This window comes from Streptomyces sp. NPDC017448, from assembly GCF_044330565.1.
Classification (GTDB): Bacteria; Actinomycetota; Actinomycetes; order Streptomycetales; family Streptomycetaceae; genus Streptomyces.
Genome location: NZ_JBIRLM010000010.1, coordinates 84,119 through 97,245 on the forward strand (window position 1 = coordinate 84,119; position 13,127 = coordinate 97,245).

The following is a 13,127-nucleotide window of genomic DNA, read 5'->3' on the forward strand; positions in this document are numbered from 1 at the left end:
CGGATGAACGAGTCGACCATTCCCGGGCCGGGGCCGGGGCCGGGGCCGGAGCCCGGGCCGAGGACGGGCGCGGGCGCCACCCGTGAGACGCCGCCCGCCTCCGACGCGCGGGCCGGCGCCCCCGTACCGGGCCCGGCGGGCGGACCGACCACCTCGGAAGCCGCGGTGGAGGCCCTCGCGGAGGCCGGCCCCGGGGCACCGTTCCTGATCGGGGTGCGCCACCACGCGCCGTCGCTGGCTGCCGCCGTGCCGGCACTGCTGGACGCGGCGGCCCCCGACGTCCTCCTCGTCGAACTGCCCGCCGAGTTCCAACACTGGCTGGGCTGGCTGGCCCACGAGGAGACCGAGGCCCCGGTGGCGCTGGCCGCCGTGCCCGCACACGGGCCCGGAGCCGGTCCGGCGGGCGAACGGGGTCCGGCCTTCTACCCGTTCGCCGACTTCTCGCCCGAACTGGTCGCTCTGCGCTGGGCCGCGCGAAACGGCGTCCCCGCCGTGGCCTGCGACCTGCCCCTGGCCGACCGGGCGTGGGACGGGGGCGGCGACGGCGTCCCCGCCCCCGTCCCCGGGGCCGCCTCCGCACCCGTGCCGGGGGAGGGGCACGGGCTGTCCGCCGCGCTCAGGTCCCGGCTGACCGGCCGGGACGGCGACGACCTGTGGGACCGGTTGGTGGAGGCCCAGGCGCCCGGTTCGACGCCCGAGGCACTCCGCCGTGCCGCCCTGCTCACCGGCTGGGCGCTGCGCTACGAGGCCGAGGCGCGCGGCGGGGTGCACGGCACGGACCTGGCGCGCGAGGCGTGCATGCGCGGACATCTCGCCGAGGCCCTGGCGAGCGGCCGGAGGCCGGCCGTCGTGGTGGGGGCCTTCCACACCCCGGCGCTGCTTCCGTCGGCCACGGGGACCGCCGGGGCCACGGGGACCGTCCGGGCTACGGGGGCCTCCGGGACTGCCGGAGGGCCGAGCCCGACCGGGGGCGCCGCGGGGGCGGGGGAGTGCACGGTCTCCCTCATCCCCTACACGTACCCGCTGCTCGACTCACGGTCCGGCTACCCGGCCGGCATCCGGGATCCGGAGTGGCAGCACACCGTCCTGGAGGCCGCCGGAGACCCGGCCGCGGTGCACGAGGCGTTGATCCGCACCGCGGTACGCCTCTGCGCCGCTCTGCGCGAACAGGGCCACCCCTACGGTCCGGCGGACGGCAGGGAGGTCGTCCGGGTCGCCGGCGACCTGGCCCGCCTGCGCGATCTGCCCGCGCCGGGCCGCGGGGAACTCCTGGAGGCCGTGCAGACGGTGCTGGGGCGCGGCGAGACCTACGGCACGGGCCGCGCCGTGGCCCAGGCGCTCGAACGCGTGCTCGTCGGAGCCCGTACCGGACGACCGGCGCCCGCCGCCCCCCGCAGCGGACTCTGCCCCGCCGTCGAGGCCGAGACCGCGGAGCTCGGGCTCCCCGGGCCGGGGGACGCGCACGAGAGGACACCGCGCGACCTGCGACTCGACCCCGCGCGCTCCACCCTGGACCGCCGCCGCGACCTGTTGCTGCGCAGACTGACGGTGTGCGGCATCCCTTACGCCCAGGAGCAGAAGGTGGCCGGCGCGGCGGGGGGTGAAGGGCTGACGACCCGCTGGCAGGTGCGGTGGACCCCGGCGACGGCCGCGATGCTCACCGCGGCCGGGGCCCGCGGCGTCACCCCGGCCCAGGCGGCCGAGGGCGTGCTGCGGCAGCGCCACGCGGCCGAGCGCGCGGCGGGCGGCCCGACGGCCGCCCAGGTCGTCCGCGGCCTCGCGGAGGCCGCCGCGTGCGGGCTGCCCGCTCCGGCCGACGAACGCCTGACCGAACTGGCGGTCGTTCTCCCGGCCGGCGGCACCCTGCCCGAACTCCTCGCCGGACTCGACCTGCTGGACCGCATCGACGCGGGCCACCTGTCGGGTCCGCCCGCACCGGAGGGCCCCGAAGCCCCGTCCGACGGTCCTGCGGCCCTGGACACCTCGGACGGTCCTGCGGTCCTGGACGCCGCGGACAATCCTGCGGTCCTGGATGCCGCCGACGCCGCACGGGCCGCCCGCACCGCGCACGCGGCGGAACTGCTGACCGCCGCCGCGGTGCGCCAGGTCGACGGCCTGACCGGCTCCGAGAAGCCCGAGGACGCCCGCGCCCTGCTCGAACTGGCGCAGCGGGCGGACCGGCTGGGCGGCATCCGACTCACCGACGCCCTCGCCCGACTGGCCGCCGAGGGCGCCCCGCTGATCGCCGCGGCCGCCGGAGCGGTCAGGGTGCTCACCGGCCACGAAGAGGCCGAGGCGTTCGGGGAGCGCGTCGCCTCCTGGGTGGACGGAGCCGTGGACGGCGCCTCCCGGACCACGCTCACCGCGCGCCTCACCGGCGTCCTGACGGTCGCAGGCCCGCTCCTGACCGTCGGCGCCGGAGCCCTGGACCCGTTGCTGGACCGGGTGGTCGAGCTGGACGACTCCGCCTTCCTGGCCCGGCTCCCCGCCCTGCGCGGCGGCTTCGACGCCCTGAGCCCGGCCGCCCGGGACCGCCTGCTGGGCACCGTCGAGGAGCGGCTGGGCGAACGGGTGGACACCCTCGACGGGGACGACCCGGCGGAGCTGGCCCGCCGAACGGCCGCCGACCTCGCCGCCCGCGAGCTCCTGACCGCTCTCGGCCTTCCCGTCACGGCGCCCGCCCCCGGCGACCGCCTCCCCCCTCGGCCCGGCGGCTCCACGACGACGTGCCCCGCCGCTGCCCCCGGGCCGGCGCGCCCCGCGGGGGCCGCTCCCCGCACCGCGGCCCCGGCCGAGGTGACCACCGCCACCGCGCCTCCTGCCCGGGCCACCCCCGTCACGGCGCCCCCGCCCGGGGCGGCCCCCGGCAGGGCGCCCTCCACCGGCGCGGCCCCCGCCCGGGCCCTCGCGCCCGCCGACCGGTGGCGGCTCGTGCTCGGCCGGAGCACCGACCGGCTGCCGTCCGGCGCCGCCCGTCTGGCGACCGCGCTGGACGAGCTCTACGGAGCGGGCCGCGGCGAGGGTTCGCGCGGCGGCCTCCCCGGTCACGGCGGCTCCGGAGCGGGCGGCGGCCGGGAGCCGTCGTTCCCCGGCGTCCGCGAGTGGTCCGAGGAGCTGGCCGCCCTGTTCGGCCCCGGCGTCCGCGAAGAGGTCCTGGCCGCCGCGGCCATGACAGGACGCCAGGACGTCCTGGCCGAACTCGACCCGGCGGCCGTGACCCCTTCCGTGGAGCTGCTCCGGACGATCCTGCAGTACGCCGGCGGGCTTCCCGAGGCCCGTCTCGCAGCGCTCCGCCCGCTGGTGCGCCGTCTGGTCGACGAACTGACCCGGCAGCTCGCCACCCGGCTGCGCCCCGCGCTGACCGGTACGACGACGGCCCGGCCCACCCGCCGCCCCGGCGGGAGGCTCGACCTGCCGCGCACGCTGCACGCCAATCTGGCCACCGCCCGCCGGACGGCCGACGGCACGATCCGGGTGGTTCCCGAGAAGCCGGTCTTCCGCAGTCGCGCCCGCCGGTCGGCCGACTGGCGCCTGATCCTGGTCACGGACGTCTCCGGATCGATGGAGGCCTCCACCATCTGGTCCGCGCTGACCGCCTCCGTGCTCGCCGGGGTGCCGACCCTGAGCACCCATTTCCTGGCGTTCTCCACCGAGGTCGTCGACCTCACCGGCCATGTGCGCGACCCCCTCTCCCTCCTGCTGGAAGTGAGCGTGGGCGGCGGAACGCACATCGCCGCCGGGCTCCGGCACGCCCGCGGCCTGATCGAGGTGCCCTCCCGCACCCTCGTCGTCGTCATCAGCGACTTCGAGGAGGGGGCGCCGCTCGCCGGACTGCTGGCCGAGGTACGGGCGCTGGTGAACACCGGCTGCCACGTCCTCGGGTGTGCGAGCCTCGACGACGCGGGCCGGCCCCGCTACTCGACGGGCGTCGCCGGGCAACTCGTGGCCGCAGGCATGCCCGTGGCGGCCCTGAGCCCACTCGAACTGGCCCGCTGGATAGGGGAGAGGACCGCATGAACACCGCCCAGTTGCCGCCCGTCGCACCGGAGGTCACGGCCACGCTGGTCGAGGGCCTCTCGCCCCGGCTGCGCAAGCGGCTGGACGCGGCGGTCGCCAAGCTCGGCTCCCGCCCGACGCATCGCGACGGGGACACCGCGACGGTCGAGGTCGATGACGAGACCGAGCTGCGCCTGCACGCCCCGGGCGGCATGGTGGCGAAGGCGGAGGACATCGTCTGCGGTTGCCTCCTCGCCCCGGCCTGCGTCCACCGCGCGGCCGCGGCCTGCGCCGCCCCCACGGCCGACCCGGCTCCGGAGCCGGCCGAGCGGCCCGCTCCGGAAGTCCCCGGCCCGGCCGCGGCGACTGACGACCCCGCCGCCTCCTCGCCTCTGGCGGCGAGCCCGGCCCAGCGCGCCGCCGCCGACGCCCTGTGGGCGGCGGGCGCCGCCGTGCTGGAGGCCGGTGTCGACGGGGCCGGGGCCGTCGCCCAGTCGGCCCTCCTGCGCGCCGCCCACACCGCCCGGCTCCGTCATCTGCCCCGCGCCGCGGGCGCCGCGCTGTCGGTCGTCACCCTGCTGCGCGCGGCCCGCGCCGGGGATCCGTCCTACCGCACCGCCGACCTTGTCACCGCCCTGGCCGAACTCCTGGGCACCGCCCGCCGCGTGGGGACCGCCTCCGGCGCGGAGCTGGCCGCCGTCAGAGGCCGTGTGCGCCGCCCGTACGGCCAGGACGGCTCGCTCCGCCTGTACGGCCTGTTCACCGAGCCCGTCGTCACCGACTCGGGGCACGGCGGCGTCCGCACCTGGGTTGCCGGAGCCGACGGCCGCCTCTTCACGGTCGGCGATGTGGCGCCCGGCGGTGCGGGGCGCGCCCTCGGCGTGGCCGACCGGACCGTGCGCCTGGGCGACAGCGCGCTCACCCACCGGGAGCTGGGCCGCGCCGGTCTGGCCGTTTCGGGGGCGACGGTCTCGCCGGACGGCAGACTGGGCGCCGGCAAAGGCGTCAAGGCCGTCACCGCCCGGGGCGCGGCGTGGACGGAGCCACCGCTCGCCTCCCTCTGGGAGACCCCGCCGTCCGAACAGGCCGCCCGAGCCCTGCGGGCCACCGCGCGCTACGCGGACCCGGACGCCGGGGGCAGCGACCTGCTCTTCCTGGACGTCGAACTCCTCGGCGCGGTACGGGAGCCGGGCGGCGCCTGCCTGCTCGCGCTGTGCGAGGGCGGCGTTCCCGTGCGGCTCGCCGTCGCCGACGACGACCCCGCCCTGGCCCACCGCGACAACCTGACCCTGCTGGCCGCCGCACCGGGGACGCGGTTGAGGATCATCGGCCGCCTGGCCCCCGCGCCGCATCCCCGGCTCACCCTGCTCGCGTGCTCGCACCCCACCGGTGAGGGCCCGGTCGACCTCGGCCTCGACCGCCTGGGCCGCGCCGACCTCCCGGACCCGGCCGCACCCGTGCGCCTCGCCCCACCGCAGCCCGCCGGCCCCGGCGCGTCATCGCCTCTGTACCTCCTGGAGCGCCGGGTCGAACAGACGGTGCCGGCGGGCCGCGCCGCCCTCGGCATGCTGGGCGACGTCACCGCCGAGGCCCGGCGGATCCGCCGCGGCGGTCTTCCCACCGCCGCCGATCTCCTCACCGCGCTGTGCGCCTCGGCGGCCCGGCGCGAGCGCGATCTCTTCGGCCGTCTCCTCCCCGCCGACACCGACGGCTTCGCCGCCCACTGGCTGGCCGCCGCCCGCTACACGGCGGCCGTGGGCGAGTCCCTGTGCGCGGCGGCCTGGAACGCGACGGGGGAGGACCGCCCGGAAGCGTCGTCCGGCCCCGTCCCCGTCCCTGTGCGGGAGGCGTCGGGCTGAGGCGTGGACCACTTTCCCCGATAGCCGGTGTGATCGTGTTTGGGGTCGCCGATCGGGGACAGACGGTCCTTCGGCGTGCTTGGGCAGTCAGGCACACACTCGCGGGAGCGGCATCCTGTCGTCGTGAGGTGTTCCTCGTCGGTGCCCTCCCGTGTTGTCCACGAACAGCAGTCATCGGGAGACGCGCATGTCCACCACATCGCAGCGCCTTCGGCGCTCCGCCGTAGCGGAACACGGCACGACCGCCACCACCGCTCCTGCGGCGCTTCCACGGGTCGAGGACCCCGCGAAGATCGCCCCGAAGGACGCACGGGCGCTGGGAGCCTTGTTCTTCGAACAGTTGCAGGTGCTTGAAGAAGGCACACACGAATACCAGTACGCCCGCAACACCCTGATCGAGATGAACCTGTCCCTGGTCCATTTCGCCGCCAAGCGATTCCGCAATCGCGGCAGCGGCGAGATGGAGGACATCATCCAGGTGGGCACGATCGGGCTGATCAAGGCGATCGACCGGTTCGAGCTCAGCCGGGAGGTCGAGTTCACCTCGTTCGCCATCCCCTACATCGTGGGGGAGATCAAGCGGTTCTTCCGCGACTCGACGTGGGCCGTCCACGTGCCGCGGAGGTTGCAGGAACTTCGTGTGACCCTGGCCAAGACCCGGGAGACCCTCGCCGGGCGGCTCGACCGCGATCCCACGGTCGCCGAACTGGCCCGGCATCTGGAGCTCAGCGAGGACGAGGTCATCGAGGGCCTCATAGCGGCCAACGGCTACACCGCGGGCTCCCTGGACCTGCCCATCGGCGTCGAACAGAACAGCGCCGAGACGGTCACCTACGGAGACATCAAGGGCGACGTCGACCCTGCCATGGAGCTGGTCGAAGACCTGCACGCCCTGGCCCCGCTGCTGGAGCAACTGGAAGAGCGGGATCGCGAGATCGTGGCGATGCGCTTCGGTCAGGAGATGACGCAGGCCCAGATCGGCGAGAAGCTCGGCATCTCGCAGATGCATGTCTCCCGCTTGCTGACCCGACTGCTCACCCGGCTCCGCAAGGAGATGCTCACCCAGAACTGACCGCGCCCGCGGGAAGGGGGGTGAGGGCCGGCCGGCCCTCACCCCCCTTCCCGCTGCTGTGCGCCCGGCCCCGCTATCCGACGGTGCTGCCGGCCGGGTCGCCGCTCGGGTCGTCGTGCAGCGAGATCCGCACCCGCACCCGCTTGCCGACCGGCTCCCGGTGCACCGTGAAGCTCTGGCAGACCATGAGGACCAGCTCCAGACCGTGCCGGCCGATCCGGGAGGGGTCCGCCGGGGAGGCGGCGGGAAGAACGGAGCCCGAGTCCCACATGACGATCTCGAGGCCGGTGCGGGTGGCTTCCAGGTCCAGCAGGCACGGACCCGGCGCGTATTTGCAGACATTGGTGGCCAGCTCGCTCACCACCAACTGCGCGACGTCCGTCGCCCGCTCGGAGACCTCCAGACCGTGCCGGGACCGGGCGTCGGCGAGGAAGTCCCTCACGAAGGCACGGGCCTGGGCGATCTCGCCCGACACCATCTCGTAACCGGCGCTGTCCCGCGCCACGACCGTGGCGCCGGCCTCTCGCCGGTCCTGCCCAAGCGCTTCGCGCACCAACAACCGCTCCATAATTCTGCCCCCGTCACACGCCCGCCCTCGATCCAGCGGGAACGACCCCTTCCCGCCTACCCACCCCCATCGGTTTCAGTCACACGGCCTCGCGAAAGGCGGTCGCCGCCCGGTCTCCGCCTCGTCCCCGCCGGGCGGCGGGGCCCCACCCGGGTGCCGCACCAGGAGTGGGCCGCGGCCATGACAGGGGGGCCGGCCGAACCCGGGGCAGAGCGCGGCGGGCTCCCCGCGAAACCCCCGCAGGGAGCTTGCCGCCCGCTCAGGTGTTCCGGCGCAGCTCCAGGGTGCAGCACTTCACGCTGCCGCCCGCCTTGAGGAGCTCGGAGAGGTCCACCCCGATCGGGTTGAACCCGCGCTCCCGCATCTTTTCGGCCAGCTCCGTCGCGTTCTGCGGCAGCACCACGTTGTACCCGTCCGACGTCGCGTTCAGCCCGAAGGCCGCGGCGTCGGCGGGGGTGGCCAGGAGGGCGTCCGGGAACAGGCGCTCCAGGACGGCCCGGCTCCCCGGGGAGAAGGCCGCCGGGTAGTAGGCGACCGTCTTCTCGTCGAGCACGGTCAGGGCCGTGTCCAGGTGGTAGTAGTCGGGGTCGACGAGGGTCAGCCCGATCACGGGGCGTCCGAAGTACTCCTGAGCCTCGTCGTGGGACCGCGGATCGCTGCGGAAGCCGGTGCCGGCGAGCAGCCAGTCGCCCGCCAGGAGGTAGTCCCCTTCCCCCTCGTTGACGAAGGAGGCGGTGCGCAGGCCGGGGAAGCCGTTGTCGCGCAGCCAGTCGTGGTACGCCGGGCCCTCGGCGATCCGCTCGGCGTCGCGGAACCGGGCCACGAGGGCCCGCCCGTCGACGACGGTGGCGCCGTTGGCCGCGAAGACCATGTCGGGCAGTCCGGGGACGGGGTCGATCGTGTCGACGGTGTGCCCGAGGCTCAGGTAGACCTCGCGCAGCCGCTCCCACTGGGCGATGGCCAGCGGGGTGTCGACGGGCTTCGCCGGGTCCATCCAGGGGTTGATGGAGTAGACCACGTCGAAGTAGGTGGGCCGGCACATGAGGTAGTGCCGGGCACGTGCGGTACGCATGGGTGGGATCCCGATCGTCAGGGGCGGCCGGTGAGATAGCCGCCCATCGAGGTGAAGTACTCGGTCGCGGGCAGTTCGCGGCCGTCCGCCGTCCGCACCCGCGTGATCGCCAGGCCGTGGTTGCGGCCGTGACGGGCGTCGGCTCCGGCGACGATCACGACGCCGTCGCCCTCGCGGTAGAAGACGCGGCCCGGCGTGCCGCCGTAGCGGCCCTGGGACACGACGGCGGAGACGACCTCGATCCGCTGCCCCCGGTGGTACGTGAAGGCGGCCGGGTACGGGGCGGACTGGGCGCGGACCAGACGCTCCAGGTCCTCGGCCGGCCAGGTCCAGTCGATGCGGATGTCCTCCTCGGCGCGCTTGTGGAAGAAGCTCGCCCTCGACCGGTCCTGCGGGGTGAATTCGGTCTGCCCGGAGGCGATCAGCCCGAGGGCTTCGACCGTCACCGGCGCGATCAGGTCGACCGTCCGGTGGAAGAGGTCGGTGGCGGTGTCCGTCGGCCCCACGGGCACCGCCCGCTGGACGACGATGTCGCCGGCGTCCAGCTCCTCGTCCATCAGGTGGGCCGTGACGCCCACTTCCGGCTCGCCGTTGATGAGCGCCCAGATCAGCGGTGAGAAGCCCGCGTAGGCGGGCAGCAGCGAGTCGTGGATGTTGAGCGTGCCGTGCCGGGGCAGGTTGTAGATCCGCGGCGGAATCCAGGTACGCCAGTTGTTCGCCACGATGATGTCCGGGGCGGCCTTCTCGAGGAGTTCGTGGAGCTCGTCGTCCGGGCGGTTGCGGATGATCACGGGAACCCCGTGCTTCTCCGCCAGGTCGGCGACGGAATCGCTCCAGATCTTCTCGTAGGCGTGCTCGCTCCTCGGATGCGTCACCACCGTCACCACGTCGTGCTCGGAGTCCAGGAGGGCTTGGAGCGTGCGGTGCCCCCAGGTCTGGTAGCCGAACATGACGACCCGCATACGGTGCCTCCTGGAAAGAGCGATCAGCCGACGCATCAGTAAAGCAAGGCTTACCTAAATGCACAACAGTGCATAATTGCCGGGCGAGTTGAGCTTTCACCAGATCGACTTTCGGTAAAACCTCGAAACCGGTCGGGTGACGCTGCTTCCCCGTGCCCCCCCGGGGCGGCGGTCATCCCCCGCCTCGGTCTCGGTCTCGGCCTCTGACGGACGGAACTGCTCATGCTCTGTACGCGGTTGACGAACGCCCGCATCCTCACGATGGATCCCCGCCACCCCGTCGCCCACGACCTGGGCATCTGGCGCGGGCGGATCGTCGGGGTGGACGAGGCCGTGACCTCCCTGCCCGCCCGGGAGGTCGTCGACCTGGGCGGCGCCGCCGTCCTGCCCGGCTTCATCGACAGCCACGTCCACCTGGCCTGGGCCGGATTGAAGGCCGGCACGCCCAGCGTCGCCCCGTGCGAACGGGTCGAGGACATCCTCGCCGTCGTGGACGCGGCTGCCCGGCGGCCGGCCCCGGCGGGCGCGTGGGTGGAGGTCGCCGGGTACGACCAGCGGGCCCTGGGCTGCCATCTGACCGCCGCCGAACTGGACCGGGTCAGCCACGGCCGCAAGGTCTTCCTGATGCACGATTCCGGCCACGCCTGCGTCGTCAACACCGCCGTGCTGGAGCTGCTGCCGGACGGGACGCCGCACGAGAACGGCTTCCTTGCGGAGAGCGCCATGACGGCCGCCCGCAGGCTGCGGCTGCCCTACTCGCAGGAGGAGCTGGCCGACGCGATCGAGCTGGCCGCCCGCGCGTGCCTCGACGAGGGGATCACGGCCTGCGCGGAGGCGGGCATCGGCGGCGGCCTCCTCGGCCACAGCCCCGTCGAACTGGGCGCCTACCAACTGCTCCGGGACCGCGGCCGACTGCCCCTGAGGGTCCAGCTCATGGCCTCGGGCGACACCCTGCGCCCCCGCGCGACCCATGCCGACGACGGATTCCCCCGCGCCCTGGACCTCGGTCTGCGCACCGGCTTCGGGGACGACTGGCTGTCGCTCGGCGCGCTCAAGATCTACACCGACGGCGGGATGATGGCGCGCACGGCGGCGCTCACCTCCCCGTACGAGGGCACGACCGGCAACACCGGCCGCTTCCAGGACGACCCGGGCCGCCTCGCCGACCTCATCGTCGACGGCCACCTCGCCGGCTGGCAGCTCGCCGTCCACGCCATCGGCGACCGCGCGGCCGACCTCGCCCTGGACGCCCTGGAGCGGGCCCAGCAGCTGCGGCCCCGCCCGGACGCCCGCCACCGCATCGAACACGCCGGGCTGATCCGTCCCGACCAACTGCCCCGGTTCGCCGCGCTCGGCGTCAGCGCGGTGGTCCAGCCCAACTTCCTGCGGTACTTCGGCGACGACTACGCCGAGGTGATGGGGGAGGGACGGGCCGGCTGGATGTACCGGGGCCGGGGGTTCCTGGACCACGGGGTCGCCCTCGTCGGCAGCTCGGACCGGCCCGTCACGGACGGCTCACCGCTGCGGGCCGTCCAGTTCATGGTCGAACGAGCCTCCCTCTCGGGACGCCTCATCGGCCCCGACGAGGCCGTCACCGTCGACGAGGCGCTGCGGGCGTACACGGTCGCCGGCGCCCGCGCCTGCCACTGGGAGGACGTGGCGGGCGCCCTGTCGGCGGGGACGCGCGCCGACCTGGTGGTGCTGGGCGACGACCCGCACCGCGTGGACCCGTCCCGGATCGGGGACATCGAGGTCCTCGGCGCCTACGTGGACGGCCGGGACGCCCGCGCCGAGAGATGACGCACGCCCCCGGCGCGACGCACGGGCCGCCCTCGCGTCCGGGCGGCGTGCGGACGACGCGTCCGCCTCGCGATGGCCGGGCTCCGCGCCCGGACCGGCCCGCGACGCCGCTCACCGGCTCCGTTCCGCCGTACTGGTGACACTCCGTCACCGGGCGCGGTGCCGGAAGCGGCTCCCGGGGCGGACGGCCAATTCGCCGGGGCTCCCCCCCGACTCCGCCTTCACGGCAGCCCCTTGGGCGCCTCCGGCCGGCCGGGCCGAGGCTCCGTCGACAGGTGACAGAACAATACGTTGCCTTTTTCGTGTTATTTAGGGCGAATGCGGACATTGGCCCGTAGGTTGGGGAGAAACGCCACCGGAGTGGCGTCCTGTGTCCCCGACCCGCCACCGGCAGGGGAACGGGCGAACGCGCCGTTCCACCGGCCGCCCCGCCGTCGTGCCGCAGGTCATGAACGAGGAAAGGCAGGGCAGGTGAACGTGCTGGGGATCATCGCCTCCGGTGTGGCCGCGCTGTTCATCACGGTCGCACTCGCCAGGAGCGCCCGCCGCGCGGCGCTCCGCCCCCGCACCCCGGCGGAGCCGGGCGGTCGCACGCCGAGGGCCGGGGTGCTGCGCAGAGCGGGTGGAGCGACTGCTGTGCTCGGGGTCGCCGCGGCGACCGGTGGAGCCCTGCTGCTCGGCGCGGCGGACGACGCGGCCGGCTCCGCCGCCGGGCTGCTCGCCGGGTCCGGGACGGTGGCCGCCCTCGGTCTCGTACACGATCTGAAGCCGTTGTGGGCCGCCCTGCGCATCACCGTGCAGACGGCGGCCGCGGTCCTCGTCGTCACTCTCGCCGGGCTGTCCCCGGCCGCGGCCGTCCTGGCCGTGCTCTGGATCGTCCTCGTCACCAACGCGTTCGCCCTGCTCGACCACGCGGACGGGCTGCTGACCGCCGTCGGCCTGGTCACCGCCGCCGGGCTGCTCGCGTGCGCCACCGTCGACGGCGGCTTCGCCCTCGCGCTGCTTCCGGCGACCCTGGTGGCAGGGCTCGCCGGGTTCCTCCTCCATACCTGGCACCCCGCCCGCCTCCAGCTCGGCACGTGCGGCGCGCAGTTCACCGGGTTCGCGCTGGCCGCCTCCGGCGCGCTGCTCCAGGAGGCCGCCCCGGCCGGCCGCGTCGCGTGGGCCGCGCTGCCCGCCCTGGCGACGGTGGCCCTCGCCGACGCCGCCCTCGTCGTGGTCTCCCGCCGCCGCGCGGGACGTTCCCCGCTGCGCGACGCGGACGACCACATCGCGCACCGGCTGCGGCGGGTCCGGGTCACGGTGCCGGGCACGGTGATCCTCCTCGCCCTGTGGGCGGGAGTGCCCGCGGCCACCGGGACACTGGTCTACGCCGAGCTGCTGCACCCCGCGTTCCTCCTCGTGCCGCTGGCCGGCACGGCGGCCGCCGTCTCCGCCCTGCTGCGGATCCCGGCGTACGCGTCACCCCGGCAGGCTCCGTCCCGCGCGCCTTCGTCCCGTAGGAGCACGTCCCGTACCGCCGCCCGGCGAACCACGGCGCCGGCCGCCTCCGCCTCCGCCGCGAAGCGCGCGGTGGCCTCCGCGCAGGGGGGTCCGGCCGCCGCCTCCGGCAGGAGCGCTTCCCCCGGCCCCGCCAGGACCGCCTCCGGCCGCCCCACCGTGCCGCCCCCGCCCACCGGACGCCCCTCCGAGGCCACCGCGGTCGCGGCCGAACGGAGCTGATCCCGCCCGGCGCCCGCGGTCGTCCCGCAAGGGAAGCCCCGTTCCCCTTCCGCAGCCCCCGAAACGACCCGCGCAC

At 75.2% G+C, this 13,127-nt stretch carries 8 protein-coding genes; 5 read left to right on the forward strand and 3 right to left on the reverse strand.

Annotated features, from left to right (window positions below):
* Positions 1-3: 3 nt before the first annotated feature.
* The 3 genes from ACH4K1_RS18335 (at position 4) to ACH4K1_RS18345 (ending at position 6,927) form a co-directional block, all read left to right on the forward strand.
* Positions 4-4,017, forward strand: coding sequence for a DUF5682 family protein (locus tag ACH4K1_RS18335; RefSeq protein ID WP_398090328.1), 4,014 nt, complete (start codon positions 4-6; stop codon positions 4,015-4,017).
* Positions 4,014-5,855, forward strand: a complete 1,842-nt coding sequence (locus ACH4K1_RS18340) for a hypothetical protein (RefSeq protein WP_398090329.1) — start codon at positions 4,014-4,016, stop codon at positions 5,853-5,855. The genes ACH4K1_RS18335 and ACH4K1_RS18340 overlap by 4 nt, the downstream gene beginning before the upstream one ends.
* A gap of 187 nt (positions 5,856-6,042) precedes the next feature.
* Positions 6,043-6,927, forward strand: a complete 885-nt coding sequence (locus ACH4K1_RS18345; RefSeq protein WP_398090330.1) for a SigB/SigF/SigG family RNA polymerase sigma factor — start codon at positions 6,043-6,045, stop codon at positions 6,925-6,927.
* Between the two features lie 73 nt (positions 6,928-7,000).
* Here the strand turns inward: ACH4K1_RS18345 and ACH4K1_RS18350 are convergent, their stop codons facing one another.
* The 3 genes from ACH4K1_RS18350 to ACH4K1_RS18360 all read right to left on the reverse strand — a co-directional run bounded on the left by ACH4K1_RS18350 (position 7,001) and on the right by ACH4K1_RS18360 (position 9,529).
* Positions 7,001-7,495: an ATP-binding protein gene (locus tag ACH4K1_RS18350; RefSeq protein WP_398090331.1), complete on the reverse strand. Its 495-nt coding sequence runs from the start codon at positions 7,493-7,495 to the stop codon at positions 7,001-7,003.
* Positions 7,496-7,754: 259 nt separating this feature from the next.
* On the reverse strand, positions 7,755-8,567 hold the full coding sequence (gene ddaH, locus ACH4K1_RS18355) for a dimethylargininase (RefSeq protein ID WP_398090332.1): 813 nt from the start codon (positions 8,565-8,567) through the stop codon (positions 7,755-7,757).
* 17 nt (positions 8,568-8,584) lie between these two features.
* The gene (locus ACH4K1_RS18360) at positions 8,585-9,529 is read right to left on the reverse strand and encodes a methionyl-tRNA formyltransferase (RefSeq protein ID WP_398090333.1); all 945 of its coding nucleotides are present in this window, start codon (positions 9,527-9,529) and stop codon (positions 8,585-8,587) included.
* Positions 9,530-9,751: 222 nt separating this feature from the next.
* Between ACH4K1_RS18360 and ACH4K1_RS18365 the strand changes: the two genes are divergently transcribed.
* Entirely contained in the window at positions 9,752-11,329 is a 1,578-nt protein-coding gene (locus tag ACH4K1_RS18365) for an amidohydrolase (protein ID WP_398090334.1), read from the forward strand.
* A gap of 471 nt (positions 11,330-11,800) precedes the next feature.
* Complete coding sequence (locus tag ACH4K1_RS18370; protein WP_398090335.1) at positions 11,801-13,051, forward strand: MraY family glycosyltransferase; 1,251 nt, start codon at positions 11,801-11,803, stop codon at positions 13,049-13,051.
* The last annotated feature ends 76 nt before the right edge of the window (positions 13,052-13,127 follow it).

What these genes read in the sequence shown, in the direction of transcription:
- ACH4K1_RS18335 (WP_398090328.1), top strand. Translation starts at nt 4, where the DNA reads ATGAACGAGTCGACCATTCCCGGGCCGGGGCCGGGGCCGGGGCCGGAG.
- ACH4K1_RS18340 (WP_398090329.1), top strand. Translation starts at nt 4,014, where the DNA reads ATGAACACCGCCCAGTTGCCGCCCGTCGCACCGGAGGTCACGGCCACG.
- ACH4K1_RS18345 (WP_398090330.1), top strand. Translation starts at nt 6,043, where the DNA reads ATGTCCACCACATCGCAGCGCCTTCGGCGCTCCGCCGTAGCGGAACAC.
- ACH4K1_RS18350 (WP_398090331.1), bottom strand. Translation starts at nt 7,495, where the DNA reads ATGGAGCGGTTGTTGGTGCGCGAAGCGCTTGGGCAGGACCGGCGAGAG.
- ddaH (WP_398090332.1), bottom strand. Translation starts at nt 8,567, where the DNA reads ATGCGTACCGCACGTGCCCGGCACTACCTCATGTGCCGGCCCACCTAC.
- ACH4K1_RS18360 (WP_398090333.1), bottom strand. Translation starts at nt 9,529, where the DNA reads ATGCGGGTCGTCATGTTCGGCTACCAGACCTGGGGGCACCGCACGCTC.
- ACH4K1_RS18365 (WP_398090334.1), top strand. Translation starts at nt 9,752, where the DNA reads ATGCTCTGTACGCGGTTGACGAACGCCCGCATCCTCACGATGGATCCC.